28 protein-coding genes and 2 tRNA genes are annotated in these 25,423 nt (G+C 60.6%); 15 read left to right on the top strand and 15 right to left on the bottom strand.

Annotated features, from left to right (window positions below; genetic code table 11):
- Nucleotides 1-265: 265 nt before the first annotated feature.
- Nucleotides 266-1,102, top strand: a complete 837-nt coding sequence (locus ACOYO3_RS09815; protein ID WP_002518784.1) for a hypothetical protein — start codon at nucleotides 266-268, stop codon at nucleotides 1,100-1,102.
- On the opposite strand, the gene serC is transcribed toward ACOYO3_RS09815, so the two are convergent.
- The gene (serC, locus tag ACOYO3_RS09810; RefSeq protein ID WP_002518785.1) at nucleotides 1,099-2,262 is read right to left on the bottom strand and encodes a phosphoserine transaminase; all 1,164 of its coding nucleotides are present in this window, start codon (nucleotides 2,260-2,262) and stop codon (nucleotides 1,099-1,101) included. The two genes, ACOYO3_RS09815 and serC, sit on opposite strands and share 4 nt — an antisense overlap.
- 47 nt (nucleotides 2,263-2,309) lie before the next feature.
- Between serC and ACOYO3_RS09805 the strand changes: the two genes are divergently transcribed.
- From ACOYO3_RS09805 to ACOYO3_RS09785, 5 genes are all read left to right on the top strand, one after another.
- Nucleotides 2,310-3,440, top strand: a complete 1,131-nt coding sequence (locus ACOYO3_RS09805; RefSeq protein ID WP_002516723.1) for an N-acetylglucosamine-6-phosphate deacetylase — start codon at nucleotides 2,310-2,312, stop codon at nucleotides 3,438-3,440.
- 129 nt (nucleotides 3,441-3,569) lie between these two features.
- On the top strand, nucleotides 3,570-4,292 hold the full coding sequence (locus tag ACOYO3_RS09800; protein ID WP_002518786.1) for a metal-dependent transcriptional regulator: 723 nt from the start codon (nucleotides 3,570-3,572) through the stop codon (nucleotides 4,290-4,292).
- 20 nt (nucleotides 4,293-4,312) lie between these two features.
- Complete coding sequence (locus ACOYO3_RS09795; RefSeq protein ID WP_427305931.1) at nucleotides 4,313-5,392, top strand: hypothetical protein; 1,080 nt, start codon at nucleotides 4,313-4,315, stop codon at nucleotides 5,390-5,392.
- Nucleotides 5,393-5,441: 49 nt separating this feature from the next.
- Nucleotides 5,442-5,879 (top strand): thioredoxin, encoded by a 438-nt coding sequence (trxA, locus tag ACOYO3_RS09790; protein WP_002518788.1) that lies wholly within the window; start codon nucleotides 5,442-5,444, stop codon nucleotides 5,877-5,879.
- Between the two features lie 171 nt (nucleotides 5,880-6,050).
- The gene (locus ACOYO3_RS09785; RefSeq protein ID WP_002525499.1) at nucleotides 6,051-7,667 is read left to right on the top strand and encodes an MFS transporter; all 1,617 of its coding nucleotides are present in this window, start codon (nucleotides 6,051-6,053) and stop codon (nucleotides 7,665-7,667) included.
- Nucleotides 7,668-7,746: 79 nt separating this feature from the next.
- Here ACOYO3_RS09785 and ACOYO3_RS09780 read toward each other — a convergent pair.
- Nucleotides 7,747-7,819 (bottom strand) — tRNA-Arg (locus ACOYO3_RS09780).
- A 341-nt stretch (nucleotides 7,820-8,160) separates the two neighbouring features.
- Between ACOYO3_RS09780 and ACOYO3_RS09775 the strand changes: the two genes are divergently transcribed.
- Together ACOYO3_RS09775 and ACOYO3_RS09770 are read left to right on the top strand one after the other, a co-directional pair.
- Complete coding sequence (locus ACOYO3_RS09775) at nucleotides 8,161-9,558, top strand: UTP--glucose-1-phosphate uridylyltransferase (protein WP_002516708.1); 1,398 nt, start codon at nucleotides 8,161-8,163, stop codon at nucleotides 9,556-9,558.
- Complete coding sequence (locus tag ACOYO3_RS09770) at nucleotides 9,555-9,926, top strand: hypothetical protein (protein ID WP_002518790.1); 372 nt, start codon at nucleotides 9,555-9,557, stop codon at nucleotides 9,924-9,926. The genes ACOYO3_RS09775 and ACOYO3_RS09770 overlap by 4 nt, the downstream gene beginning before the upstream one ends.
- Nucleotides 9,927-9,948: 22 nt before the next feature.
- On the opposite strand, the gene mscL is transcribed toward ACOYO3_RS09770, so the two are convergent.
- The 4 genes from mscL to ACOYO3_RS09750 all read right to left on the bottom strand — a co-directional run bounded on the left by mscL (nucleotide 9,949) and on the right by ACOYO3_RS09750 (nucleotide 12,121).
- Nucleotides 9,949-10,317, bottom strand: coding sequence for a large conductance mechanosensitive channel protein MscL (gene mscL, locus ACOYO3_RS09765; RefSeq protein WP_002516650.1), 369 nt, complete (start codon nucleotides 10,315-10,317; stop codon nucleotides 9,949-9,951).
- Nucleotides 10,318-10,417: 100 nt separating this feature from the next.
- Nucleotides 10,418-10,918 carry an SAF domain-containing protein gene (locus tag ACOYO3_RS09760; protein ID WP_002520070.1) on the bottom strand — a complete coding sequence of 167 codons (501 nt, stop codon included), beginning with the start codon at nucleotides 10,916-10,918 and terminating at the stop codon, nucleotides 10,418-10,420.
- A 235-nt stretch (nucleotides 10,919-11,153) separates the two neighbouring features.
- A complete protein-coding gene (locus tag ACOYO3_RS09755; RefSeq protein WP_002522255.1) occupies nucleotides 11,154-11,456 on the bottom strand; it encodes an FmdB family zinc ribbon protein in 303 nt (100 codons plus the stop codon).
- Between the two features lie 77 nt (nucleotides 11,457-11,533).
- Complete coding sequence (locus ACOYO3_RS09750) at nucleotides 11,534-12,121, bottom strand: 5-formyltetrahydrofolate cyclo-ligase (protein WP_002517401.1); 588 nt, start codon at nucleotides 12,119-12,121, stop codon at nucleotides 11,534-11,536.
- 109 nt (nucleotides 12,122-12,230) lie between these two features.
- Between ACOYO3_RS09750 and ACOYO3_RS09745 the strand changes: the two genes are divergently transcribed.
- The 4 genes from ACOYO3_RS09745 to ACOYO3_RS09730 all read left to right on the top strand — a co-directional run bounded on the left by ACOYO3_RS09745 (nucleotide 12,231) and on the right by ACOYO3_RS09730 (nucleotide 15,414).
- Complete coding sequence (locus ACOYO3_RS09745) at nucleotides 12,231-13,538, top strand: gephyrin-like molybdotransferase Glp (protein WP_002516639.1); 1,308 nt, start codon at nucleotides 12,231-12,233, stop codon at nucleotides 13,536-13,538.
- A gap of 67 nt (nucleotides 13,539-13,605) precedes the next feature.
- Entirely contained in the window at nucleotides 13,606-14,250 is a 645-nt protein-coding gene (locus ACOYO3_RS09740; protein ID WP_002524738.1) for a GNAT family N-acetyltransferase, read from the top strand.
- A gap of 81 nt (nucleotides 14,251-14,331) precedes the next feature.
- Nucleotides 14,332-15,126 carry a hypothetical protein gene (locus ACOYO3_RS09735; RefSeq protein ID WP_002516709.1) on the top strand — a complete coding sequence of 265 codons (795 nt, stop codon included), beginning with the start codon at nucleotides 14,332-14,334 and terminating at the stop codon, nucleotides 15,124-15,126.
- Nucleotides 15,127-15,341: 215 nt separating this feature from the next.
- Nucleotides 15,342-15,414 (top strand) — tRNA-Ala (locus ACOYO3_RS09730).
- A gap of 450 nt (nucleotides 15,415-15,864) precedes the next feature.
- On the opposite strand, the gene ACOYO3_RS09725 is transcribed toward ACOYO3_RS09730, so the two are convergent.
- The 6 genes from ACOYO3_RS09725 to moaA are packed head-to-tail and all read right to left on the bottom strand — an operon-like array spanning nucleotide 15,865 to nucleotide 20,065.
- The gene (locus tag ACOYO3_RS09725) at nucleotides 15,865-16,542 is read right to left on the bottom strand and encodes a TorD/DmsD family molecular chaperone (RefSeq protein ID WP_002517478.1); all 678 of its coding nucleotides are present in this window, start codon (nucleotides 16,540-16,542) and stop codon (nucleotides 15,865-15,867) included.
- The gene (moaC, locus tag ACOYO3_RS09720) at nucleotides 16,539-16,976 is read right to left on the bottom strand and encodes a cyclic pyranopterin monophosphate synthase MoaC (protein ID WP_002518796.1); all 438 of its coding nucleotides are present in this window, start codon (nucleotides 16,974-16,976) and stop codon (nucleotides 16,539-16,541) included. Before moaC ends, ACOYO3_RS09725 begins: the two co-directional genes overlap by 4 nt.
- 13 nt (nucleotides 16,977-16,989) lie before the next feature.
- Nucleotides 16,990-18,351: a molybdopterin molybdotransferase MoeA gene (locus ACOYO3_RS09715; RefSeq protein WP_002518797.1), complete on the bottom strand. Its 1,362-nt coding sequence runs from the start codon at nucleotides 18,349-18,351 to the stop codon at nucleotides 16,990-16,992.
- The gene (locus ACOYO3_RS09710) at nucleotides 18,321-18,743 is read right to left on the bottom strand and encodes a molybdenum cofactor biosynthesis protein MoaE (RefSeq protein WP_002524739.1); all 423 of its coding nucleotides are present in this window, start codon (nucleotides 18,741-18,743) and stop codon (nucleotides 18,321-18,323) included. Before ACOYO3_RS09710 ends, ACOYO3_RS09715 begins: the two co-directional genes overlap by 31 nt.
- Nucleotides 18,744-18,983, bottom strand: coding sequence for a MoaD/ThiS family protein (locus ACOYO3_RS09705; protein WP_002516690.1), 240 nt, complete (start codon nucleotides 18,981-18,983; stop codon nucleotides 18,744-18,746). It abuts the gene before it with no gap.
- 2 nt (nucleotides 18,984-18,985) lie between these two features.
- Nucleotides 18,986-20,065, bottom strand: coding sequence for a GTP 3',8-cyclase MoaA (moaA, locus tag ACOYO3_RS09700; RefSeq protein ID WP_002516682.1), 1,080 nt, complete (start codon nucleotides 20,063-20,065; stop codon nucleotides 18,986-18,988).
- Nucleotides 20,066-20,268: 203 nt separating this feature from the next.
- On the opposite strand from moaA, the gene ACOYO3_RS09695 reads away from it, so the two are divergent.
- The 3 genes from ACOYO3_RS09695 (at nucleotide 20,269) to ACOYO3_RS09685 (ending at nucleotide 23,411) form a co-directional block, all read left to right on the top strand.
- On the top strand, nucleotides 20,269-20,697 hold the full coding sequence (locus ACOYO3_RS09695) for a TOBE domain-containing protein (protein WP_002518798.1): 429 nt from the start codon (nucleotides 20,269-20,271) through the stop codon (nucleotides 20,695-20,697).
- Nucleotides 20,694-21,473, top strand: a complete 780-nt coding sequence (modA, locus tag ACOYO3_RS09690; RefSeq protein ID WP_002516669.1) for a molybdate ABC transporter substrate-binding protein — start codon at nucleotides 20,694-20,696, stop codon at nucleotides 21,471-21,473. Before ACOYO3_RS09695 ends, modA begins: the two co-directional genes overlap by 4 nt.
- A 159-nt stretch (nucleotides 21,474-21,632) precedes the next feature.
- Nucleotides 21,633-23,411, top strand: coding sequence for an ABC transporter permease (locus ACOYO3_RS09685; RefSeq protein WP_002516717.1), 1,779 nt, complete (start codon nucleotides 21,633-21,635; stop codon nucleotides 23,409-23,411).
- Here the strand turns inward: ACOYO3_RS09685 and ACOYO3_RS09680 are convergent.
- The 3 genes from ACOYO3_RS09680 to narJ form a co-directional block, all read right to left on the bottom strand.
- Nucleotides 23,345-23,965 carry a helix-turn-helix transcriptional regulator gene (locus ACOYO3_RS09680; RefSeq protein ID WP_002524741.1) on the bottom strand — a complete coding sequence of 207 codons (621 nt, stop codon included), beginning with the start codon at nucleotides 23,963-23,965 and terminating at the stop codon, nucleotides 23,345-23,347. The genes ACOYO3_RS09685 and ACOYO3_RS09680 overlap by 67 nt on opposite strands.
- A 100-nt stretch (nucleotides 23,966-24,065) precedes the next feature.
- Nucleotides 24,066-24,779 carry a respiratory nitrate reductase subunit gamma gene (gene narI / locus ACOYO3_RS09675; protein WP_002516742.1) on the bottom strand — a complete coding sequence of 238 codons (714 nt, stop codon included), beginning with the start codon at nucleotides 24,777-24,779 and terminating at the stop codon, nucleotides 24,066-24,068.
- Entirely contained in the window at nucleotides 24,776-25,366 is a 591-nt protein-coding gene (gene narJ / locus ACOYO3_RS09670) for a nitrate reductase molybdenum cofactor assembly chaperone (protein WP_002518800.1), read from the bottom strand. Before narJ ends, narI begins: the two co-directional genes overlap by 4 nt.
- Nucleotides 25,367-25,423: the final 57 nt, after the last annotated feature.

Raw genomic sequence — 25,423 nt, 5'->3', positions numbered from 1 at the left:
TGAATCCACGCTCCAGGCAGCACATCATCAGCGGGGTTCTCATCGTCCTCTTACTCCTCGTCGTGCTGGGATCCCTGCTGTGATAGGTCGGTCCGGCATGGCAGGATGTAACATTGTGACCCAACGATCCCGCACCCGACGTCGCGCCTCCCGAGCCGCAAGCGCGTTGCTGGCGCTCGGATGCGCTTGGGGGTTGTCGGTTAGTCCTGCCGCAGCTGCCGACTTCACCGTCAGAACGGATAAAAAGCTCGGCAAACCTGTCGGTATGGCTGCTGACCTTCATCATGACTGGTACTGGATCACCGACGGTTCTTCGTCGACAGTCCACTCTCTGCTTGCTGTCGACAAGACGGGCAAAGAGGTTCACCGGGTGGTATGGGAGCCAGCCTTCCATGATGTCGAGGCGATGTCGTGGGCTCGTGGGGTACTGTACGTCGCTGACATCGGTGACAAGAAAGCTCAGCGTCGTGGGATTCGGGTGATGTCTCCCACCTCAACGGCAGCCAAGCAGTCCACCTATTACGAGTGGATGTTCACTTATCCGGACGGCGCTCACGACGCCAAAGCCTTGACCGTCAGCCCCAAGGGGAGTTTTTACATCATCACCGACGGTCCACATCCTGCGATTTATCGGGGCGGCCCCCAGGTGAGCCGCACCGAATCGAACCCACTAGAAAAGGTGGCAGATGCCCCTGCTGGGGTCAAAGACGCCACATTCCTGCCAGATGGGTCACGAATGGCCCTCCTCACTGATCATGAGGTGCGCATCGTTGACGCCTACTCCTGGAAGACAGTCGCCAATGCGGCCTTCTCCGGCGGTCAGGCCATCGCGACCGACACCACTCAAAAAACTCTGGAGATTGCGACCTCAGGTAACAAAGTGAGGGGGATCAAATTCCCGACAACCTTGACCTCGATTACGCCGACCCCGTCACACTCTCCGAAAGCCAAGGTGGTTACCCCGGCCAATGGCAAACCGACGTCCAAGGCGCGATCAGGAACTTTTATCGCGGTGATGGGGGCGGTCGTAGTGGCGCTGTGCGCTGGCGTCGTTACGTTCTTCTACGGCCGCTCCCGGGACACCACCTGGCGGCATCGTTAGTCGCGGTTCTCTAGTAGCCAGTCCAGGCATGCCGTCAGAGCCTCGACGTCGCTCGGCTCAATTGAGCTGAAGGTTGCGATTCGGATCTGATTGCGCCCTAGCTTGCGGTAAGGCTCGATGTCGAGGATGCCGTTGTCGCGGGCGCGGGCACACAGTCGTGCGGCGTCGACGGACTCGTCGATGTCGATCGTCACGACAACTGGGCTGCGCAGCGCCGGGTCAGCGACGAACGGGGTCGTTAGGGGGTTGTCCTCGGCCCAGCGGTAGAGGATTCCTGACGTTGACGCTGTGCGTGATGCAGCCCACGCCATACCGCCCTGATCGAGTAGCCAACGGCATTGCGCCTCGAGCATGACGAGGGTGGCCAGAGCCGGGGTATTCAGGGTCTGATCAGCTCGCGAGTTCGTCACGGCGAGACTCAGATCGAGCATCTGGGGTACCCAGCGGGCCGAGGAGGTCACTCTGTTCGAGCGTTCGATCGCTGCAGGTGACAGGATCGCAAGCCACAATCCACCATCTGAAGACAGATTTTTCTGCGGTGAAAAGTAGTAGGCGTCAATGGTTGACATATCCGCCGCGACGCCGCCGGCGGCCGAGGTGGCGTCAACGAGAACGAGGGAGTTGTCGTCAATGTCGTTAGGTCGTCGGACTGGGGCAACGACGCCGGTGGAGGTCTCGTTATGGGCCCATGCGTAGGTGTCAACGTCGCTGACGGCCTTCGGGAGGGCGAGCTTGCCGGGTTCGGCTTGAAATACTGCGGGGTCAGCAAGGAAGGGGGCACGCTGCAGAGCTGAGGAGAACTTTCGCGTGAATTCCCCGTAGACGCCGGTGGCGGCTCGTTTTTCCACGAGGGAGACGGTTGCCATATCCCAGAAAAGGGTGGCTCCACCGTTGCCGAGTGCCACCTCATAATCGGTCGGCAGGTTATACAGTTCAGTCAACTCTTCACGGATTGCCGCGACTACGTGACGGACCGGTGGCTGGCGATGGGAGGTACCCATCACGGATCCCGGTTCGGACAGACTGGCCACCACCTCCCGTCGGATCCGAGATGGGCCACACCCGAATCGGGGGTCGGAGGGCAAAAGGTCACGAGGAATCATTGGCTGAGCCATAATCCGATCCTTGCAGATCATGTCGTCTATAACGGCGGAGTTCATGCTGTGATCGTGTGGCAAGATGAGGGAAACCCGGTTAGGAGGCATCGATGATCACCCGCATTGCTTCTCACCACGTCGTCGATCGCGATGGTAGTGATTCACCAGCGACGATCACCGTCGAGGCTGGACGCATTAGTGACGTCAGCGAGGGTATTGATCCCAAGGCCGAACTCGTTGATGAGTGGATTTTGCCCGGATATGTCGACACTCACTGTCACGGTGGCGCCGGTGCTGACTTCACCGACCCTGACCGCGAGGCCGCTTTGCGCGCCGTCCATTACCACCGCAGCCAGGGGTCGACGACTCTTTTCGCATCGACGGTGACCGCAGCGATTGACGACGTCGTCGCGCAGATTGGGCGACTCCGCCAGCTTGTCGACCTTGACGAGATCGCCGGCATCCATTTAGAGGGGCCGTTCTTGGCTGAATCGCGGAAGGGGGCCCACGCCGTCGAGCTGCTGTGTGACCCAGATCCGGTGTCCGTGGGTCGTCTCATCGAAGCTGGCGGTTCGGCTCTCAAGATGGTGACTATTGCGCCAGAACGTGCGCACGGCTTGGAAGCGGTGACCACCTTCACCACAGCCGGAGTGCACGCTGCTATCGGCCATACTGAGTGTGACAACACCACGGCTAGTGCCGCAGTCGACGCGGGAGCAGACGTCATCACCCATCTGTTCAACGCGATGCCGTCGATCCATCATCGAAAGCCCGGTCCGGTGCCGCCAATGCTCACTGATTCGCGAGTGGTCTGCGAACTCATTTGCGACGGCGTCCACTTGGCCCCGGACGTCATTCGGATGGCGATGTCGAGCGCCGGCCCGAAGCGCATCGCCCTGGTGACCGATGCCATGAGCGCGACCGGTCAGCCTGACGGCGACTACATTCTGGGCAGCCTGCCAGTGAAAGTTGTGGATGGAAGAGCCCGTTTGTTGGCCGCTGACGGTTCGCTGGGAGCGATAGCAGGATCGACTCTGACGATGGGTCGAGCGGTCGAATTCGTCACGTCCGTTGTGGGTATCCCGCTGGGACAGGTCGCCGTCATGGCGGCCACAACACCGGCCAAGCTCCATGGTTTGAACGAGGTTGGCGTCATCGAAGAGGGCCACTGGGCTGACTTGTGTCTTACTGACGCGAAGGGTCATCTGGTGCGCGTCATTCACCGGGGTGAGGCCGTCTGACGGCCACAGCGGGTGATTGGGCACTAAACTTTTCATGGAGAGGGTCGCTCGGGCGTAAGCAATGGCGCCCGAAAGATTGTTGACAGTTAGCTTGTCCAGTGGGCAAGCGGCTAGCGTCGTCCCTCGGCTGTGAGGGCGGGGAAGAGGTGCACCGTGAGTAGTGAACTCGTTGACACGACGGAGATGTATCTGCGGACTTTCTACGAGCTACTCGAGGAGGGTGTCGAACTGCGTCGAGCCCGTATCGTTGAGCGGCTGCACCAGTCTGGCCCGACCGTCTCCCAGACCGTGGCTCGTATGGAGCGTGACGGCCTTGTGGTCGTCGAGTCTGATCGCTCGATCTCGCTGACCCAGGAAGGCCACGACGTGGCTCAGACTGTTATGCGCAAGCATCGCCTGGCCGAGTGCCTGCTTACCCAAATCATTGGTCTTCGTCCCGACTTGGTGCACGATGAAGCCTGCCGCTGGGAGCACGTCATTTCCGGCGAAGTTGAGAAGCGCCTCACGGGGCTCCTCGAGAACCCTGATGTTTCTCCATACGGGTGCCCACTGCCGCCTGAGCAGGCAGGGTGTCGTCCGGATGGTTCCGCCCGCTTTCGTGACGACTCCAAGCCCCTAGATGAGGTTATCGCCGAGACTGGCTGCCCGGTCAGCGTGACCGTCACCCGGTTGTCGGAGTTCTTCCAAGCTACCGAGGGTAATCTCGCGGACGTCTACGCTGCCGGCTTATTGCCGGGTAAGAGCGTCGAGGTCGATGATGACGCCGATGGTATTCGTTTGACGGGCCCCAGTGGTTCTATCGTCGTCGATCCGGAGATTCTCTCGGGTCTGTTCGTCGCTCAGAATTCGTGAGTTGCGCTGACTACGCCGTGATGGGTGTGCCTCAAGTCGTGTGTCCCAGCCAGTTGCCGGACCTGGACCAGATTGCCGCCCTCTGCGAGTCAGGCTGGTACGACACCGCCGATTCCATGTTGAGGATGGCGCACGCATCTGAGTCTGCCAATCCTCATGTGGTGCAGGCTGCTGGCGTGATGGCGGTGGCCCGCCGAGTCTTGGCTCTAGATGCCGAGGATTTTGAGGACATCGGTGAGGCCTTGCCCGCGGATCTGCGATCTCGCCTTGTCGACTCTGGTTTTCCACACCACCCGCGTGCCGCAAAGAGGGGAGCTCTTGGGGATCTCATCCCCTTGTATGAGCTCATGCTCGAGGTCCTCGACATCCGGATGCGTCGTGAGGAGCCCCAACAAGTCGTTGTGACCTGCCACATCCTGGGGGAGTACTTGGCGCAGTTGGCCTGGCAACCAGTCTTAGGCGATGGTGGGGATCCGCTCACCTTGCCTGGCAAGGTTGGCCAGAAATGGGGCGGTGATGGTCAAGGCTGTGCCCACACCTCCGCGATGAATGCCACCGCGCGACGCAGCATGCATGCTGCCCAGGGAGACGAGGAGGGGTATACCTCGTACCTCGACAAGTTCCACTCCCGGTTGGGGGAGGCCCTCGGAGTGTGCGCGATGAATCATGCCACTATTGATGCCGGTGAGCGTCCCGACGTTGGTATCACTTGCCCTGACCCATGTCGGTGGGTCTTAGCCGGAACCTGGGAGGAGCGCAGAGCCCTTGACGCGCGGGTGCGCCTGGCACGGATTTTTCAAGAGTCCGGTCTAGTGGCTCTGCGCCATCACGCTCCGGTAGGCCATTTTTTCGGGGTGCCATCGGGCAGCGAGATCGGAAATGCTTGGGTGATGACGTGGAATAAGCTCAACGAACAGTGGGCTGATGGTTCCAACCCGATGCTAGACCCGTCGGCCCCCGGGTATGACGTTGACGCCTCTGATGGGGCCCTGCCTGGCCTTGCCCGGATGGTGTCGGTCATCGCTGCGCGGCCGATTCGAGCTGGCCATTTGCTGCGGGATCTGGGAGTCACCGCGATTGCCGAATTGAAGGCGGTTTGACGTTGCCCGCGTGTTGGTGCATCGGGAATAGCCTGGCGCCTGATGCTGTTTGACGACATACGGGCCGAGGCGCCACGGCGTTGCGGTCGACCGAACCCAAGCAATTACCGGGAGGTACAACGTGGCTACCGTCGCATTGACTAAAGACAACTTCTCCTCGACCATCGATTCCAATGATGTCGTTCTCATTGACTTCTGGGCCTCCTGGTGTGGACCATGCCAGCGGTTTTCACCAATCTATGAGGACGCCAGTGGACGTCACTCTGACGTGACCTTCGCCAAGGTCGACACCGAGGACCAGCAGGAACTGTCTGCCGGTCTGGAGATCACCTCCATCCCGACGATCATGGCCTTCCGTGCCGGATACCTTGTTTTCCGCCAGTCAGGCCTGCTGCAAGGTCGCCAGCTTGATGAGCTTATTGAGAAGGTCAAGGAGATCGACGTCGAGGATCTCAAGAAGCAGGCCGCGGCCCAAAACCAGGGCTGACACCGGGCTTTCCATACCCAGCTGAAACGCGGAGCTCAGGGCCGGCGGCAGGTGGTAGCGTCCTGCTGTCGGCCTGTGCTTCGTCATATCTCATGAGACGACGATAGGGCGGGTCGTGGTGCCCGAGCGCTGTGGTGTGCAGGTCGACCAGGCCGTTCCTAGGAGTTGTCCGTGACATCGAGAATCGAGGTGGCCGAGCTCGTTGAGACAACGCAGCCGGCTGGCCCGAAGCGCCGTATGGGTGTAGTGGCCGCAGTCGCTACCCTGGGTTCACTTCTTTTCGGCTACGACACCGGAGTCATTTCTGGCGCCTTGCCGTTCATGTATCTGCCTCATGGCGCTGGCGGTCTGGCCCTGACGGTGGGACATGAAGGTGCCATCGGTGGCACCTTAACCCTTGGCGCTGCTTTCGGCGGCCTTATAGGCGGGATGATGAGCGACCGCTGGGGTCGGCGTCATAACCTCCTGATTTTGGCTGTCCTCTTTGTTGTGGGAGCTTTGGGAACTGCCGGTGCCCCCAGCGTGTGGGTGATGTACCCCTTCCGAGTGGTGCTCGGATCCGCCGTGGGAGCGGCCTCAGCAACAGTGCCAGTCTACTTGTCGGAGACCTCACCCAAACGGATGCGTGGGCGGATCGTGGCGCTTGACCAATTTATGATCGTCTTTGGTCAGCTGCTGGCTTTCTCCGTCAATGCCGCCATCTCAGCGGCTCATGGGGGACCCAGTTTGATGGTGACTGCGGATCCGACGGGACGACTGTCTCCGGGAACTTATTCCTGGGACACTTTGCAGGCCATGACGACCTCCCACGGGGGAGCGATGACCGACCAGGCTTTTCATGCCTTCCTTACTCAGCTGTCGGTATCAGCCGGGTCCGGTGGAGCATGGCGCTGGATGCTCGTGGTATGCACTCTGCCCGCCATCGCGCTGTGGATCGGTATGAGGAAGATGCCCGAGTCGGCTCGTTGGCATCTAAGCCATGGTCAGCTTCGGGAGACCGTCGCATGCCTCAAACAGGTGCGCGTCGAAGGGGTTGATGAACCCATCGTCGATGAGGTCACTGAGATGGTTGAACTCAACGGCGAGGGCGGCAGGCTCAGTCACCGTCAGCAGTGGGCGGTCGTCATGGAGTCTCGCTGGACGCGTCGCCTCCTGCTGGTCGGGATTTTCCTTGCTGTAGTTAACCAAACCACCGGCGTCAATACCGTCATGTATTACGCGCCCAAGGTGTTGGAGTTCGCAGGAATGAGCACCCAGGCGTCGATTATTTCTCAGGTGGCTAATGGAGTCATGTCTGTTATTGGTGCCGCTGCAGGCTTGTGGCTCATCGAACGGTTTGATCGTCGTCACCTGCTTATCTTCGATGTCACGGCGGTCGGTGTGTGTCTCCTTGGTATTGCGGCTACTTTCGGGCTGGCAATTGCTCCTCATGTGGGTCAAGGGGTACCGAAGTGGGCGCCTATTCTCGTGCTCGTCCTGATGAGTATCTTCATGCTTATCGTGCAGTCCACTAACGGCACAGTGGTGTGGACCATGCTTGGTGAGATGTTCCCGACCCGGATGCGCGGGGCGATGAACGGTGCTGCGGTGTTTTGTGGGTGGCTGGCTAATGCGACGATCACCTGGACCTTCCCGGCCATGCTGGCGGGGCTCGGCGGTGCGGGAACCTACCTGACCTATGGCCTGGTAAACCTCATGATCGCGTTGGTCCTCGTCAAGGTCATGCCGGAGACCAAGGGACGCTCACTGGAGGAGATCGAGGTCGAGATGAAGCAGCGCTACGCCTAAGGGGCGGTCCAATACAACTCGATCCGCCCCGGAAACCGCGATTGAGGAGGGTTGCCCCTGTCGGAAGCGGTTTGTACTGCGGCCCCGATAGGATTCGAACCTACGACACATGGTTTAGGAAACCACTGCTCTATCCCCTGAGCTACGGGGCCCTGCCCATAAAGGGCCTTACTAGAGTAGTCCGGCAGGGCCGCCTGGACCAACCTCAGACCCCATAGTGTCGTAAAACCAGGTTGTCGACGGTCCCGTCGTACCTGCCGCCAACTCAGCTGATTCGCCGCAATCTATCGAGCAAAGCATGGCGGGTTATCCGGAGTAGCCCGTCTTGACCCGCGTCGGGCTGGGCAGGTTATCTCGATCAGCCGACGAGCTCGTGGTCCTGGCAACCTGGCGCACCGACGACGTAGTGGCGTGCTCTGGCCTGTCAGTGGGCTCTTCTCGGTACATCTTCTCGGTACAATGACGGCGTTCGTTAACACGCAAGGGGGCCAGGATGAGTGAAGAAGGACTTGCGGCTGCACGCCAGAAGATGACCGAGGCAGGTGTCGATCCTGTCGCCATCGAGGTCTTCACTTCCTACTACCACCAGCTCGAGACCGGCGATACCGGACTCATCCGCGAGGACACCATCTCACCGCTCACGAATCCGCCAATGCTCGACGACGTTGAGGTCAGCGAGGAGCAGGCTGCTGAGGCCCTCGACAAGACCGTCATCATCAAGCTCAATGGCGGGCTCGGAACCTCGATGGGCCTCGACCGAGCTAAGTCGCTGCTCGAGGTTCGTGACGGCAAGTCCTTCCTCGACATCATCGCTACCCAGGTGCTCTCGGCTCGCAAGACTTTCGGCGCTCGATTGCCGCTGATGTTCATGAATTCCTTCAATACCCGCGAGGACACCCTCAAGGCCCTCGAGAAATATCCAGAGTTGGCTGTCGACGGCCTAGAGCTCGACTTCCTGCAGGATCAGGAGCCTAAGCTCGACGCTGAGACCCTCGCCCCGGTTGAGTGGCCGAAGGACTCCTCCCTCGAGTGGTGTCCTCCGGGTCACGGCGACCTCTACACCGCTCTGCTTGGATCCGGCGTCCTCGACCATCTGCTCGAGGCTGGATACCAATACGCCTCGGTATCCAACGGTGACAATCTTGGTGCCGTTCCGGACGGTCGTCTCGCCGGCTGGTTTGCGGCGTCGGGTGCTCCCTACGCTGCCGAGTTGTGCCGCCGCACTATTAACGACAAGAAGGGTGGCCACCTGGCCATTCGTAAGTCTGATGATCAGCTCATCCTGCGCGATACGGCACAGACAGCAGAAGAGGAAATGGATTACTTCACCGACGAGCATCGTCACCCCTTCTTCCACACCAACAATCTGTGGTTTGACCTTGAAGCCCTCAAGAAGGTGCTGGACGAGCGACACGGCGTGATGGGCCTGCAAATTATTCGCAACGAGAAGACGGTCGACCCGAAGGATTCCTCGTCGACTCCTGTCATCCAGATTGAGTCCGCTATGGGGGGCGCTATCGAGGTCTTTGAAGGCGCTACCTGTATCTGTGTTCATCGGTCCCGGTTCTTGCCGGTCAAAACGACCAACGAGCTGCTGCTGCTTCGGTCTGATGTTTATGACCTCGACGATTCGGACCACCTCGTCAAGACCACCGACATGACCTGCGCAGTCGATCTTGACAAGGATTTTTATAAAAAGATTGGTGATTTCGACGATCGCATCCCTGAACCGCCATCGCTGCGCCGCGCCACCTCGCTGAAGGTCAAAGGAGACTGGACCTTTGGTTCGGAGGTTGTCGTTGCGGGGGATGTTTCGCTGGATACTGAGAAGCCTCAGACGATTCCGGACGGGACCGTGCTCACTGGCGAAGTCCTTGGCGCGAAAAAGTGACACCGGATCGACAATGCTGGGAGGCGGTGGCCGCGGTCTTGACCGGACAGCGACTTACCGCTCCTGACAACCCAGGATGGCAGGCCGTCGACGTCGTGGAGTGGCTGGCCGAGGAAGGGTGGCCGGCGAACCGGCTGGCGAACAGGCGCGCCGAATTCCAGCAAGCCGGGCGATCTTGGCCCGGCCCGATTCCCGACGATTTGTCCCCAGGCCTGGAGTTCGCTCGCTACGGAGCGGTACTAGCCCAGGCGCGTCGGATCGCTGGGCTAGATGGCTTAACTGCTACGGTCCACCGGGGCGCGGTGGTCATTGGGCCAGACGAAGCTCGTCTGTTAGCCGAGCGTCCACCGCACAGCTTATTGCACTGAGTCTGGCAGCTCTGGCGTGTCCTCACTTGACCGGACGGGAACGCAGTTCGTCGCGAATCTCGATGAGTAGGTCGGCGGTGGTGGGGGCAGCCACTGGTTCGTCTTTAGTGCGCTTGAGCTTCTCCGTAGCCAGCTCGATGGGCTTAATGAGCCCGAAATAAATGACGAAGGACATGACGAAGAAGGAGATGACGTCGGTGATGAAGGCACCGACGTGGACCCCGCCTGGAACCCAGCCAGAGAAGTTCGGGGTGCCGCCCAGCTTGCCGATCAAGTCCATGATGATTGTCGTAAACGATTTGACGACGGTGGAAAATGCGCCGCCAAGGATGAATGCGACGGCTAGTTCAATGAGATTACCGCGCATCAGAAAATCTTTGAATCCCTTCATAGGGCTCCCTTCGGGTTGGTGTGCTGCCCGCAAACTAAAACCGTAACGGTACTGGGAAGGCGTCGCTAATACTCTTCGCTGTGTCTGGTGAGCTGCACATTCACTCCACCACCAATCCTAAAGGCTGTCCCTGGCCAGCTACCGCGATTGCTGCGGCATCGGCCGACCCGGTGGACACAACGACGAGCTCCGTTGACGGAGAGCCTTGGATGAGTCCGCCCCCGCTGGTAGGCAGGCTCCGAATGATGGCGCCGCGCGTCAGGACGTGCGGAGTTCCGTCCTCGCTAGGAGAGACAACGGATACCCGCTGGCCTACCTGCAACATTCCGACCATTGATGAGTCGGCCAAGTGAATGCCGACGAGTGCTTTTCCAGACCCTACGGCGGACCCGGAGAGGACCGCTGAGGACGTCAAAATCGTTCCCTCGGTGATCCGTATCGATGCTTGGCGGCCTTCCACTTGCGCAAGAGTGGCCGTTTCGTGGGGGAGAACACCAGGATCGATCCGGACGGTGTGAAGGTCAGAGCGTTGGATGACGCGACCGCCCTCAATGGCGTGCGCGGCGACGATGACCTCACGTCCAGATGACGAGGTTGCCATTCCTGGGGATGCTACTAGAAGCACTGCGAGGGCCGCGAGAAGCGCGGCTAACCCGCGTCGGTGACGGGCCACCATGACGTGCACACGTCGCCGCGCAGGTTTATGGGTACGGCTTAGGCGTCGGGGATCCTGGGAGTACTTCGCTGTCAGTCTCACACCCACAGTTATCGGCAGGGGAGAGCAGATTTTTCAGTTATCCACAGGGCAATTTTGACGTGTTTGAGCCAAGCTCATGTCAGGATGCGCTCTCGGAGGCTTTCGCCGTCGAGGAAGATGAGGACGAGGCCGGTTCAGACTTCGTCGAGGGCTCTGAGGCCGTTGGCGAAGAGCTATCCCCGGTGGCTGCCTTTGATGCGCCCTTGGTGTGATTGTCGGTGGAGTAGAACCCTGAACCTTTGAAAACCACCCCGACCGCGCTGAAGACCTTGCGCAGATCACCCTCGCAGGACGGGCAGATAGTCAACGACGGGTCGCTGAACCTTTGCACAACCTCGAGGTCACGGCCGCAGTCATTGCATTGGTATTGGTAGGTGGGCATGGTCTCCTCGTTCTGGCGGTATCGGGCGCCTGTCGAATGATAGGCGTGTTACGGGGTACCAGGAAATCTCGGACCACTTACTGGCCCAGCATGTGCAGTCCACTGGGGGTAAGAGCCGCCGTGACAGACTCGTCCCATGGGTCGTGGGGTACCTCGTCAAGGATCTCGTCGTCATTGACGACCGCCCACACTGGAACGTCATCGGCCCGGTGGGCAAGGACGCGGTCGTACCAGCCACCGCCCACTCCGACGCGGTATCCGGATCGATCGACGAAGAGTGCCGAGCACAGCACCACCTCGACCTGGTCGATCGCCGAGGCAGGGAGAATAGGGGCTATCGGCTCGGGGATCTGCCACAGACCAGTCCGTACGTTCTTGCTGTCGTACCACGCCCACGCCGGTTCATGGAGGGAGCGACCATGACCGTCAGTCAGAACGGGTGCCAGTACCTTCTTGCCCATCATGATGAGAGTGTCGGCGAGATCCACGGTGTCGGGTTCATCACCACGAGAGAGGTAAAGGGCGACCTTGTGAGCCCATAGCAACCGGCTCATAGCATGTTCGGTGCGCCGATCGTCGCGGCTCATCCGCGTTCGGTGATCCAATGCGGCACGATGAGCCAGGCAGCGACGTCGTAACTCCTCCTTGCCGCTTCGAGGATCCACTCCGGCGGGTCTCCTATCTGACGGAACATGGTCTGTCGTCACTGACTCATGCTACGCCCTAGCCGAGTCGCTGCCAGGCAGACGGCAGAACGCCCTCTAGGGTGATGCTATGGCGTTGTTCCACAGGAAGAAGCAGGTCGAGGCCCCCGAACCCGAAGCGGAGCCCCTCGGCCTGCCAGGAGCGCCGGAGACAGATATGTCAGGTCGTCGGTCTGTCGACGATCATCGTGACTACCTATGCAGCTTGGTGCAGGCCGTCCCACCAGTAGCCGTGGAGGTGCCGAGAGCTGTCGGTCTGGCTGTTTGTGAGGACGTTCATGCGCCCCATGACGTTCCAGTCGTGACGACGGCGGTCATTGATGGCTACGCCCTCGACTCGGCGTCGACTCGAATGGCCGGACGTCCCGATGCCGTTGAGATCCAGGTGGATCGACGCCCACCTAGCCCGGTAATCCCTGGTACTGCTGTGCGGGTCATGGCTGGATCGCTGCTTCCTGAGGGGACCGACTGCGTCTTACCACCGGATCTGCTCAATGTCGACGGCGACATTGTGTTGTTTTCTCCGGTGAAGAGATGGGCCGGTGCCCGACTCGCGGGCTCGGATTACGGCCGCGGCGAGGTTCTGGTACGTAACGGGACGATCCTGCACCCAGGTATCATCTCGGTGCTCGCTTCGGCCGGAATCGACGAGGTGTTCGTCCGTCCGCGCCCCAAGGTCGTCATTGTTGCGGTGCGCGCTGATGAGGACCAACGTGCGGAGATTGAGCGGAAGGCGCGGGCCAATGGTGCCGAGGACATTGCCTCTCTTGATGCCACTGCTGCTGCCATCGAGTCTGCTACCCGAGCACTCGATGTGAATGTCACTGTCGTCTCCACCAACACCTCCAGTGACAGTGAGTTGACGCGATTGCTGGCGAATGCTGGACGTGGGGCTGACCTCGTGATCGCCACGAGCGACCGGATAGTTGTGGGTCAGCAGGACCCCGTGCCATCGGTGTTGCCACCGATGGGAGGTACTGACTTCGCCAGGGTGGCGATGGAGCCGGGCGCAAATCAAGTGTTCGCCCTGATAGATCCCGGTTTGGTCCCTCTCATCGTCTTGCCGGTCGGGCCTGGGCCAGCTCTGGTCTCCTTCATGGCCTTTGTGCAGCCTCTGCTGCGCAAATTGTCCGGGCTTCCGCCGGTCGAGGAGCTCAAGGCTGAGACAGATCGACCGATTGCGCGGCATCCGGAATCCACCACGTTCGTTCCAGTACGTCTAGCACGGGTGGGTGGCCGCCCGGTGCTATCGCGAGCAGGAATGGGCGACGTCACCCACGTTGTCGATTTGTCGATGGCCGATGCCATCGCTGTTGTCGGGGCGGGGGATGAGCCAGTTCCTACCGGCATGCCGCTGACCTGTTGGCGATTGGGGTGATGTCGTGGCCTCGCCTCGTATGCCGTGGGGAGTGTCGATGCCGCGGCATCACCACTGGCCAGTGACTATGCAGGCTGGCGGGGTTGTGCTGCGCCCGATGCGGCGTGCTGACGAGGCGAGGTGGACGACGACACGGGAGCTCGATTGCGACTGGCTAGGCCCGTGGGAGGCCACCAAGCCTCCTGGCTCTCATGAGCGGGTTGGCGGCTACCGCATGATGATTACCCGAAATCGCCGGCGTGCCAAAGAAGGCACATTTTTGCCGTGGGCGATTGGGTGGGATGATGGTTGGCCCGATCGTCCTGCCCTGAACCGAGACACTACGCCCCTTATCGGGCAATTGACGGTGTCGTCGATTTCGTTGGGATCTGCGATGTCGTGCTCAATGGGCTATTGGGTGGCTTCCGCCTACGCCGGTAGGGGGGTTGCACCGACCGCGGTGGCGTTGGCGTGCGATTACGTCTTTCAGGTTATGGGATTGCACCGCGTCGAGATCTGCGTGCGGCCAGAGAACACGAAGAGTTTGCGCGTCGTTGAAAAACTTGGCCTGGCAGAGGAGGGGATGCGGCCGGCATACTTGCATATCGATGGTCAGTGGCGCGACCATCGTGTGTTCCGCTTATTAACTGACGATTATCCCGACGGAGTGCTGCGCAACTACCTGGTCAACCACCTTCTTCCCGGGTTTGCGCTGGAGGAGGACGAGGGCTGAACCACATCGTTGTGATTCGTTTCCCGACACTCCGGTTGTGGTCCCCGCGACACACCGAAGCATCCCCGTAGCGTGTCATTTGTGCAAGCCCTCCAAGCTGTCCTCATCGCTATCGTTCTCGTAGGATGGATCGCCTACCTTGTCCCTATGGTTGTCAATCGACGACGGTCTCAAGAGGTTACTGACGACAAGCACGAGGACTTTCCGGACACTATGAGCGTGGTGTCTCGGGGCTCTTGCACAGTCACTCCTAACGACACCGACGAGAATCCTCGGGTGGAGCTGTCCACCCCATACACAAGGTCTTATGCACGTTGGGATCTGAGGCGTTCATGGGCGGTAGCTGCCCGACGGCGGATGACGACAATGTTGGTGTTATTGGGGCTGACGGCGCTGGCGATGGTGCTTGCTATTACTGACGTGACGCCGTGGTGGCTGGTCGCCATCTTCGTACTGTTGTTGGTGGGCTTCTTTGCCCTTGCCCGCTGGTCTGTGGTGGCCATGGCCAAGCGTTTCGATCGCAGGTACGCGCTCATCGATAAGGGATGGGACGAGGACACGGTGGAATTGGAGGTGGGTACGGAACCCTTTCGCGCCGAGGACGAGCCCACCTCCTGGACGATCGACCTCGACCGCCCAGTGACAGCTCCGGAAGGTTCACTGTGGGACGACGTCGTCGTCACTGCTCCGACCTATGTTTCGACGCCGCTGGGTGCTCGGACGGTCCGCACTATTGACCTGTCCGCGCCCGGACCAGTTCCCGGTCAGGTCGACACTCCTGTCGTTGCCGAGAAGCCGGTCGAGCGGTCCGACGGTGAGCATGTTGCGGAGGCTCACGAAGGTCCCTCGGGGATCGTCGGAGTTGCGTCGGCCTGAACCGAGTTCTGGCGACATGGGATTGACACAATGACACTTGTGTTGCCCATGTCGTCCTGGGCAGAGCCCGTGCGGTGCCCAGGTGGTGGCCGGCGGGGTTATCGGCACTGTTGTGTGGAGGCTGATCGTCAGGGCTTCGAAGTTAACGTGGCCTACGCCGAATGATTCGTAGCATGGCGCGGGTTGCCCAGGTGTGGTAGCGTAGCCGCGTTGTTGGGGCATTGGCGCAGTTGGTAGCGCGTCTCGTTCGCAATGAGAAGGTCAGGGGTTCGAATCCCCTATGCTCCACTGTTCGGTGGTGAAACGCCGCTGACAAGCGTAAACAGTCGGGCGTGGTAGCCGGAAGTGGTAGAAATAGCCGCTACAAGGTCGGTAGGGGTATAGCTTTCCAGCGTGGTCGTCGCGTGGCGTGCGAAGTATAAGGGTTCTTGTTATCAGACGAGGACACCTAGCGGCGAGGCGAATGAGTATATGAGTCATCGTGGCGTATTTGTGGGCAACGGCGGTTGGTCAGAGGTGGTGTTACTCGGCAGCAGGCGCGAAGTCGTCACAGCGCTAATTTGACAAGGCTTTTGCTGTGGGGAGCTAGCACGCAGTAGTACTCGGGGGTGGACGCTGGGGATCACCAACTGCGCTACGTAGCGTGGCCCGGCTTAAGGCAGGCAGGCGTGTTGTGCGTCTAAGAACAGCCAGTCTCCGACCCCGTCAATACCTCGGTGTCGATCTGCTATTGATGAGCTACGTCACACTGTCTAAACATCGGTCGAACTCGTCAAGTGTAGCGATAGTGAGTAGGGCGACCCCTTTCATGAAGGAGGTTTGGGCTTGCTCACTGACACGTGACAGGAACGATGGTGCCCAGGCGAGCACGTGGGTGCGTAAGAAATTGGCGACTATCGCGAGCGTCTGGTGACTCTCGTCAGCGTGACCGTCTTCTCGGGCATCCAAAACGCGTAAACATCCCTGGGCCAAGAACTCCAATTCCAGACCGATGTGATCGTCAGGTTCGCGGTGGAGATGAGGTGCGGCAAGCCCGAGACGGGCGTAGGCGGCACGCACTTGCAGGGTGTGTTCGTCGAAGACCAGCCCCTCCCGGTTGCGATGCGCTGACTCGTAAGGTGGCACCAGGGCGACTGCGGAGTCACCGTAGAGGCGGTCGTGGTCGGCGACCACGACCTGTCGAGACTCTGCCTCTTCGCGTGAAAGCCGCCACATCTGCAGGCCTTCTTCCATCCGGCTGGGTGACCGGGGGCGGCTCAGTGGCCACTCGTCGATCATCTGCAGCAACTCATGGAGGTGATCAGCGTCAGGGACTTGATAGTGCAAAGAACCTAGGATGGTGAACACTGCCGCGAACTGGTCCAGCTCGTCGTCGAGAGAACCGGTGACGGGTTCTGTCACCTGCTCGGGGCTCATTGGTCGTCGCTCCTGGTCCACTCGCCGCTGCGTCCACCGGCTTTGTGAGTGATCACCGCGTGCTCGATGGCGAAGCCGCGATCGACTCCCTTGACCATGTCGGCGACGGTGAGGGCAGCCACCGTCACAGCGGTGAGCGCTTCCATCTCCACTCCGGTGAGATCGGTGGTACGGGTTGTGGCACGGATCCTCACCCGGTCAGGCTCCAGCCACAGGTCCACTTCTGCCCCGTGCACACCGATGCGGTGCGCCAGGGGGATGAGGTCTGGAGTGTGCTTGGTGGCCTGGATACCTGCGATGCGGGCCACGGCGAGGACGTCCCCTTTGGGGACCGATTCGTCGCGCAGGGCAGTCATGATCGGCTCGGAGCACACCACGCAGCATTCCGCCGTCGCCACGCGCACCGTGGGTGTCTTTGTCGTGACGTCGACCATGTGAGCCGATCCGTTACCACGCAGGTGGGTGAATGGGTTTGAGGTCATGTGTAACTCCTCCCGTCAGTAGGATGCTCAACTCGTCGCCGGAGTCCACGTGATCGATTCCGGGACCCGCCACCGCCAGGCCCTCTACCAGAGGCAGACTTGTCACTAAGTGGGATTTTGACCCCAGCGCGTGCACCGGCTCGACATTCTCGCCGTTCCAACACACTGGCATGAACTGAGTCTTGGCTGCTGGGGAGCGCCACGGAGCACCGGCTCGGGCACGTACCAGGCGACGTCCCAGCAGCGGGTCTATGGGTGCTGTCACTCCGGCGGGTGTCGCGTCAATGAGATCGGGTGACAGGCCGCGTAACCGTGCCAGCAGTGGGGCGACGTATACGTGGAAACTCACGTAGGCCCCGACCGGGTTGCCCGGTAGGGCGAGCACGGGCGTCTCGGCCACCATTCCAGCCCCTTGGGGGCCTCCGGGTTGCTGGGCCACATGGTGGAAGGTGAGTTCGGGCAGCCCCTGCCGCACGACCTCGTAGGCCCCCATGGAGATGCCTCCAGCTGTGACAATCAGGTCCACCCGCCAGGAGCGGACGAGTTCGCGCAGGCGTTCCGGGTCGTCGGGTACGCGGGTTTGCTCGACGACTCCTCCGTGTGTGCGCACCAGACCACCCAACATGATGCCGTTGGAATCGGGGATTTTGCCACGATGTAGCGGTTCACCAGCCCCGCCAAGCTCCGAACCTGTCGCAAGAACACCGACCCGAGGGGCCGGGTGAACTCGCAGACTGCCATGACCTACTGCGGCTGCAGCGGCCAGTGCCTCGGGGGTCAGTCTTCTCCCGGCAGGCAGCACCGTGGCGCCGGTGGCCAGAGCCTCACCACGGCGTCGCACATTGGCACCGGTTGAGGGGGTGCGAAAAATCGTCACCGTCGCGGGGGCGTCGACAGTTCCGGGAGCATGATCGGTGTCCTCCACCTTGATGACGGTGTCGGCGTTCTCGGGCATGCGGGCACCGGTCATGATGCGCTGGGCGGTTCCGGGGTCGAGAGGCCGGTGGGCGGGAGATCCGGCGGGTACGTCATTGGTGACCGGGAGCGTGACAGGGGTGTGCACAGTGGCCTCGGACACGTCGGCGTGACGCACCGCGAACCCGTCCATCGCAGAGTTGGTGAACGGCGGTACCGTCAGTCGGGCGGTAACTGGTTCGGCGCTGACTAGCCCCAGACACTCGGCCAGCGGTAGTTCGACTGTCTTGGGTGCGGTAGCCAGTGAGGAGACCAGTTGCAGGTGCCGTGCGATGCTCACTGGCTTTGGCGTCGTGGCGGGCACGCTGGAACGAGAGCTGCTCACGGCTCCTCCCCGGGCAGCCCGGCCCATTCGTGGGAGCCGTCAGTGAGCCATTGGCACTTCCACACCGGCAGGCTTTCCTTAACGGCGTCGACGAATTCACAGGCCGCCTCAAATGCTTGCCCGCGGTGGTCTGCCGACACGGCCACGACCATCGCTGTCCCGCCGACCTCCACGTGGCCGATTCGGTGCTCGGCAGCTACGCCGTGGACGCCATCGCGCGTGGCGCACTGTTCGACTAGGTCTGCCAAGATCTGCGTGGCATGGGGGTGGGCACTATAGTCGATGGCTGTAATGGACTGGCCGCCATCGTGGTTGCGAACCACTCCGGTGAAAGTCACGACAGCGCCACTGCGGTCGTCACTCACCAAGCTGACGACCTTGGCGACGTTCAGCGGCTCGCCACTGATCTTGGCGTGCATTCACCCTCCTGCAAATGGTGGAAGGACCTCAACCTGGGCTCTCGCGGGCACGATCTGTTCACCGCGGACAGCAGATCCGTCGACGAACAGGGTGCACACTCCCAGCAGTCGTCCCAAGCCCGGGTGCAGGTTACGAAGGTGGTCGAGTAACTGATTGACGGACAGGCCGGTTGGCGTCTCCACCGTCTCCTCACTGGTTCCGGCAGCCTCAGCTGTGCCGCCGTAGTAGTGCACTTGCATATTCACCCTCCAATGGCAGACATGCGACGCCGGGAGTTGGCAAAACTCCCGTTGTCAACCCCGTGGTGGGCGCTTTTGCACCACATTTCACCTTGCCATACGGCGATGATCTCGTCATCGCTGGCTCCTGAGCGTAGCAGGGAACGCAGATCGGCCTCTTGGTCAGCGAACAAGCAGTTGCGGATCTGGCCGTCGGCGGTGAGCCGGGTGCGCGAGCAGTTTGCGCAGAACGGTCGAGTCACTGAGGCGATGATCCCCAGCCATCCGGGGCGTGTGTGCCGCGAGCTCACCGACCAGCGTTGCGCGGGTGAGGAGCCGCGCGCAGCCTGGTCAGCGGTGATGCTGAAACCTGCATCTCGGACCACGGTGAGGATGTCGTCGGCACTGACGGTTGCCTCCCGTTTCCAGCCATTCGCCCCGATCGGCATGAACTCGATGAATCGTAGTTCTAGACCGCGGTCCAGGCAGAAAACGAGCAACTCGGGAATGTCACGGCGGTAGGAGTCGATCTGGGGGACGGCATTGATCTTGACTAATAGTCGTGCGGCGAGGGCTGCGTCGATCCCTGTCACGACGTCTGCGAGCCGGTCTCGTCGGGAGATGGTGGCAAACCGTTCGCGGTCCACGGTGTCCAGGGAGATGTTGACCCGATCTAGGCCGGCCTCGACGAGACCGTCGACACGCCGGTCCAGGCCGATCCCGTTGGTCGTTAGCGCGGTGATCGGTGGGGTACCGTTCGTGCGGCGCAGCGTCGACGTTGCGGCCACCAGGTTTTCCAGACTAGGGCGCAACAGGGGCTCCCCGCCGGTGAATCTCACCTTGGTGATGCCGAGTCGCTCGATCCCGATGCCAATGACACGGATGATCTCGTCGTCGGTGAGCAGGTCACGGTTGGCCAACCAGTCCATGCCTTCGGCGGGCATGCAATAGGTGCACCTCAGGTTGCAATGGTCGGTTACCGAGACCCGCAGGTCGGTAGCCAGCCGTCCGAAACGGTCCGGCAGACCATGGTGGGCGGCACTCTGGCCCGTCGCGGCGCTCATGACCTCACCGTCCTCCCGGTCTGCCTGTGGTGTGGTCATGTCATCGCTAACGTGGCCGAACTTCTGTCGACTCGAGGATATACGTCGGCACTGTACAGATGAAGTGAGCCAGAGCTCGTGAGCCCGACGCTAAGAGATTTTGCGGGTAAATGAGATAACCTATGTTCCAGATATTCGGATGAAGGCATCAAATTCTTCCGCGAATACGGAAATTATGGGCCACTTTTACGGAGTTTACCGATATGAGCATAATGAGTCCGCATCCTCCCTCCCATCGGGTTTCCGACGTGGCGGCCCTGCTAGGGGTCTCTGACGACACAGTGCGTCGCTGGATCGATCAGAGGCACGTTCGCGCCGCTAAAGACACCACAGGTCGACTTCGTGTGGACGGTGCCAGTCTTGCTGCGTTCCTCGTCACCCAGCAGCAGGAGCGTCAAGACCTCGCTGATGGCGCGCAGACCCAGTCGATGCGCAACCACATCCGGGGTATCGTTGCCAAGGTTATCAGCGACAAAGTGATGAGCCAGGTCGAACTGGTCACCGGCAACCTGAGCATTGTTTCACTGGTCTCCACCGAGGCCGTGCGTGAGCTCGGTCTGCAGGTCGGCTCGATCGCTGTAGCTCAGGTCAAGGCGACCAATGTGTCCCTTCAGCTACCCGTTACCAGGTGATCGAGATGTCAAGAGTCTCGCTGCGGACCTGCGCCATTGCAGCAGTAGCAGCGGTGTTGCTTGCGGCGTGCGGCAGTGGGCCGTCTTCTACCCAGCCCTCGGCAGCCCCGACGAGGTTGACCGTCTTTGCCGCTGCGTCCCTCACAAGGTCCTACGAGCAGATCGGCGAGCAATTTGAGCGCAAGTATCCCCGGGTCGACGTGCAGTTTTCCTTTGAAGGGTCCCAGAACCTGGTCGCCCAGATGGCCCAGGGGGCCCCGGCTGATGTCCTGGCCACCGCTGATCAAAGGAGCATGAACAAAGCGGTTGAGCAGAACTTAGTGAATGTCCCACGTCAGTTCGCCAGCAACGTGCTCACCCTTGTTACCCCTGCACATAATCCGGCGAGGGTGACCGGATTGAACTCTTCGCTGCGTGGCGCCAAGCTTGTCATATGCGCCCCAGAGGTGCCCTGCGGCAACGCGACGAGGAAACTCGCCAACAAGCTGGGCGTCACGTTGAAGCCGGTGAGCGAGGAACAGAAGGTCACTGATGTTCGGGGCAAAGTTGAGTCTGGGGAAGCCGATGTGGGGATCGTCTATCGCACGGACGCGCTCGCGGCTGGCAACAAAGTGGACGTGATACCGATCGGTCGAGCCAATGAGGTCGTCAATCATTACCCGATAGCGACCGCGGTCGGCGCCACCCACCAGGGCCTGGCTAAAAGGTTCGTCGAGTACGTGATGTCGGCTGATGCCCAGAAGATCCTCTCGGATGATGGGTTTTCCGGGCCGTGATAGGTGTGAAGCGACAGCCCGGTACCGGTTCCAATCGCCCTGCGAAGCGGACATGGGCGGTTACCGGGGAGACATCGCGGTGCGATGAACGAGTGTAGTGGTGCTGTGCATGGGACCATCAGTGTGAAAACCCGGCGCCGACTGTTCGATCCAGCCCCAATGCCGATGTGGATCGTTATCCTCGCCGTGGTGGGCATTTGCGTGCTCGTCCTGCCTTTGGTGGGGATGGGTAATGAAGTGCCTTGGGCTCGGATTCCGGCAATCATGGCCTCACCGGAGGCTCAGGATGCGCTGTGGTTGAGCGTGCGCACCTGTGTGATTGCCACGGTCATCGACGTGTTTCTGGGAGTACCTATTGCCCTGTTACTGGCCCGTGACTGGAACGGTGTAGCAGCGGTACGAGTACTTGTGCTGTTGCCGCTGTCGCTACCGCCGGTGGTCGCCGGTTTGGCCTTATTGGCGACATTTGGTAGACGCGGCATGATAGGGGCGTCGTTACACGCTGCAGGCATCTCCATCGCGTTCTCCACGGCGGCCGTCGTCATGGCACAGGTCTACGTCTCGTTACCCTTCCTTGTCACCGCACTTGAGTCGTCTATCCGAACCCGGTCGTGGAAGTTAGAGCAGACAGCCGCAGCCTTGGGAGCGGGGCCGTGGCGGGTACTCAGGACTATCACTATGCCCACTGTGGCCTCGGCTCTGGGACGTGGGACGGCGCTGGCTGCGGCTCGATGTTTGGGCGAGTTTGGGGCGACGATCACTTTCGCGGGATCGCTGCAGAGCGTCACCCGGACAATGCCGCTTCAAGTGTATTTGGCTCGTGAGACCGATTCGGATACTGCCATGGCGTTAGGGCTCGTCTTGGTGGTAGTCGGAGCGATAGTTGCGGGGCTCACCCAGTGGCAACCGAGTCAGCGATCGTGGCGACGAAACGAGCCACCGCTTGTGGAGGAAGGCCTGACGGGACAAGGAAATTATGAGCTGGCTGGCACTAGGGGGACTCCGTATGAGCAGCATGTCTGCGAGCAGAGTGATCCTGGGAAGGACCTGCCTGAACAATCGTCGATCACTACTAACTTGGGTACGAGTGCGGTGACTGTCTGGTCTCCCCAGGCTCATGACGATTCAGTGTCTCGAGTCAGGGGTGCGTCGGCCGGACATGAGCCGATCGGTTCAGCCGCAGCCGCGATCCACGTCGACGGGCAGGTGAGCGCTCGTTCATGGGACGTGAGGCTGGATGTCGAGCCCGGCGAGGTTGTCGCCGTCATGGGGCCTAACGGGGCGGGGAAGTCGACCCTTGCGAGTGTCGTGACTGGACTGCTTGCCTTGGATCGTGGTCGGGTGTGCATCGGCCGGCAGCTTGTTGACGCCGGGGATGGTCGCATCGTACTGCCTGGACGCCGCGGAGTTGGTTTGCTCACCCAGGACGCGCTCATCTTCGAGCACATGTCGGTGCTCGACAACGTCGCCTACGGTCCACGCTGTCATGGCTTAAGTCGAGCACAGGCGCAGAAGGTGGCCTATGCCCAACTCGCTGCGGTGGGATGCGCTCACCTTGCTGCACGTCGCGGTGGAGAACTCTCAGGTGGCCAGGCGGCGCTAGTAGGTCTGGCTCGGGCATTCGCCGTAGAACCGGCCGTTCTGGTACTCGACGAGCCCACTGCCGCACTTGACATTGACGCTCAGATACGAGTGCGCGACTTGCTGAAGTCTCAGTTGGATCGCACCAATATGACGGCTCTGATCATCACCCATGATGTCGCCGACACGATGACGGTGGCCGGACGATTGGTTGTTCTGGAGCACGGCCGGATCATCGAGGATGGCGTTGTGTCCCAGCTACTTGAGAACCCGAAAAAGGCTTTTACGGCTCAGCTTGCTGCGTTAGTGAAGTTCGGGGTCAGGACTAACTCACAGGGCGCGGAGTCTTCCTCGTGATGGAGCGTGACGTGCACGGAGTTACCCCCGGTGCGCTCGATCACCCGGTACAGCATGCCTTGCTGGATTGCCATGGCAACTGGATCGGTGTCATTGGGATGGACGAACGGACAAGCTCGAAGTATCAAAGCGGTTGGATTCGTCGGATGGGGCTCGGCGGAGAAACCGAAAGCCGTGAGGAACACGCGGATTTTCGTCATATGATCGGCCACGCTGAATTTGTCACTGGGGGAGTGCTCCGTGTGATCCGGGACGTTGGCCATCGCTAAAGCGTCGTCGCCCAGGTGCTCTCCCAGGCTTCTCGCGGCGGCGACGGGATCGTCGCTGGTGTCGCGAATCCACCGGATTGTCGACCGGCTCAGGTGGCGTAACAGATCGGCCGGTGAATTTGGTCCGGACAAGGTCCGGCTCGTGTATCCCCAGTATGGACGGCCCCGGCCTGCTGCTGGGAGTTTCTCGCGTTCCACCAACCCCAAGGACACCAGTACGTTGAGGGGCTCCCGAATCGTGTTGACGTGTAACTTGGATTCTCTGGCTAAGTCGGTAATCGTCACTGGTCCCGCGTGGAGCGATACTTTTTTGAGGACTGACTGCTGGGCAGGGGTGAGCGATGCAATGGTGGTGAGAATTTCGCCTATTCCTTGCCCGCTCATATCACCATCCGTAGTGTCGCGATGAAGATCCCAGATGGCCGTTCTTGGACCTGTATATGACGTATGGCCTTGTCGGGTAGCTTACTGGTGCAGAAACGACGTGCACCAGCCGAGTGAATGGCCATACGCTGAACAGGACCATCCCAGCCATAACATGTAGCTTATAATCTAATGGTACCGTGGCCATTAGTTCTGGTCGAGGCTGAAACAGCGCGATGGAGCGGAACCATGGACCGATAGTATCGCGGTAATTGTAGCCGCCGACAATCATCTGCTGGTGTACGGTGGCCCAGCACCCCAGCGTGACTGTCAGAGTGAGCAGCACATAGGTGACGATGTCCATGGTGGTTGTCGTGAGGCGCACCGACTTTGTCATGAACCTGCGGTACAACAGCCCGAGGAGTCCGACGAGGGCCGCCAGCCCGGCTGCACTCCCCAGAACGGTCGCCATGACGTGATACGTGTCCTCGGTGATTCCGATGGTGGAAGTCCATGACTGGGGGATGACAAGTCCCAAGACGTGTCCCAGAAAGACGAAGAGGATCCCGAAGTGGAACAGTGGTGACGACCAGCGCAGGATGGACGGCTCGTTCCACTGGCTTGATCGGCTCGTCCATCCGAACTGATCAGTGCGGTACCGCCAGATCATCCCTCCGATGAGGAGGATGATCGACAGATAAGGCAGTACCAGCCATACCAATAGATTTGTGTTCACAACTGCCTCCCGAGGGTTGATACGGGATCCGTGGCGGCGAGACCTACCATCTCAACGGGCGGCCCCTGGCTGATGAGTTTCTGATAGCGGGCGAGGGTCTTCTTATCTAGAGGTGACAGGATGAGACACAAACCCTCTAGAAGGTGTGCGTAGGGACTAGACGCCGTGACCAGTGCTGATCTAATAACTTCCAACGCCTCTCGATTGGCGCGCAACAACGTGTCGCCCTCGCTGGCGCGTGCCGAGAACTCCAATACGACGGGCAGATAATCGGGCAACTCGTTGGCATGGTCCAACTCGAACCCGGCACTGCGCATGACTTCCCGGAATCCCAGGATTGCAGCCCCCCGTTCTCTGGTGTCGCCGGCTGAGTAATAGCTGAGGTACAGCGCACAACGTCGATGCTGGTCGAAGGTCTCGACGTAGTGCTCCTGTAGGGCACGCAGCCCCCAGCTCTCTGCCACACCGCAGAAGGCGGTAATTTCATCGGCTACCACGGCGGGCATGAGGTCGCGATCGTGGCGCACCGCCGTAATGATTTGGGTGAGTTGCTCGTCCGGGTAATCCAGTAGCAGACTCGTCGCCATGTGAACCACGCGGCGCTGGGCAAGAGAGGCATCCACGTGGGTCGACACTGGTATGCG

This window comes from Cutibacterium sp. KBN10P07758 (genome assembly GCF_050286205.1).
GTDB classification, from domain to species: domain Bacteria; phylum Actinomycetota; class Actinomycetes; order Propionibacteriales; family Propionibacteriaceae; genus Cutibacterium; species Cutibacterium acnes.
Note: the sequence above shows the minus strand (reverse complement) of the source record. Positions and strands in the feature narration are given on the sequence as shown.

Coding starts and splice junctions, on each gene's coding strand:
- ACOYO3_RS09725 (WP_002517478.1), bottom strand. CDS start 16,542: ATGAGCCCCGAGCAGGTGACAGAACCCGTCACCGGTTCTCTCGACGAC.
- mscL (WP_002516650.1), bottom strand. CDS start 10,317: ATGAAGGGATTCAAAGATTTTCTGATGCGCGGTAATCTCATTGAACTA.
- ACOYO3_RS09745 (WP_002516639.1), top strand. CDS start 12,231: ATGGCGTTGTTCCACAGGAAGAAGCAGGTCGAGGCCCCCGAACCCGAA.
- ACOYO3_RS09705 (WP_002516690.1), bottom strand. CDS start 18,983: ATGCAAGTGCACTACTACGGCGGCACAGCTGAGGCTGCCGGAACCAGT.
- ACOYO3_RS09775 (WP_002516708.1), top strand. CDS start 8,161: ATGAGTGAAGAAGGACTTGCGGCTGCACGCCAGAAGATGACCGAGGCA.
- ACOYO3_RS09805 (WP_002516723.1), top strand. CDS start 2,310: ATGATCACCCGCATTGCTTCTCACCACGTCGTCGATCGCGATGGTAGT.
- ACOYO3_RS09760 (WP_002520070.1), bottom strand. CDS start 10,918: ATGGCAACCTCGTCATCTGGACGTGAGGTCATCGTCGCCGCGCACGCC.
- ACOYO3_RS09795 (WP_427305931.1), top strand. CDS start 4,313: ATGGGTGTGCCTCAAGTCGTGTGTCCCAGCCAGTTGCCGGACCTGGAC.
- ACOYO3_RS09710 (WP_002524739.1), bottom strand. CDS start 18,743: ATGCACGCCAAGATCAGTGGCGAGCCGCTGAACGTCGCCAAGGTCGTC.
- narJ (WP_002518800.1), bottom strand. CDS start 25,366: ATGGCGACGAGTCTGCTACTGGATTACCCGGACGAGCAACTCACCCAA.
- ACOYO3_RS09815 (WP_002518784.1), top strand. CDS start 266: ATGGCTGCTGACCTTCATCATGACTGGTACTGGATCACCGACGGTTCT.
- ACOYO3_RS09685 (WP_002516717.1), top strand. CDS start 21,633: ATGCCGATGTGGATCGTTATCCTCGCCGTGGTGGGCATTTGCGTGCTC.
- ACOYO3_RS09740 (WP_002524738.1), top strand. CDS start 13,606: ATGCAGGCTGGCGGGGTTGTGCTGCGCCCGATGCGGCGTGCTGACGAG.
- moaC (WP_002518796.1), bottom strand. CDS start 16,976: ATGGTCGACGTCACGACAAAGACACCCACGGTGCGCGTGGCGACGGCG.
- ACOYO3_RS09715 (WP_002518797.1), bottom strand. CDS start 18,351: ATGGGCCGGGCTGCCCGGGGAGGAGCCGTGAGCAGCTCTCGTTCCAGC.
- serC (WP_002518785.1), bottom strand. CDS start 2,262: ATGAACTCCGCCGTTATAGACGACATGATCTGCAAGGATCGGATTATG.
- ACOYO3_RS09755 (WP_002522255.1), bottom strand. CDS start 11,456: ATGCCCACCTACCAATACCAATGCAATGACTGCGGCCGTGACCTCGAG.
- ACOYO3_RS09695 (WP_002518798.1), top strand. CDS start 20,269: ATGAGCATAATGAGTCCGCATCCTCCCTCCCATCGGGTTTCCGACGTG.
- moaA (WP_002516682.1), bottom strand. CDS start 20,065: ATGACCACACCACAGGCAGACCGGGAGGACGGTGAGGTCATGAGCGCC.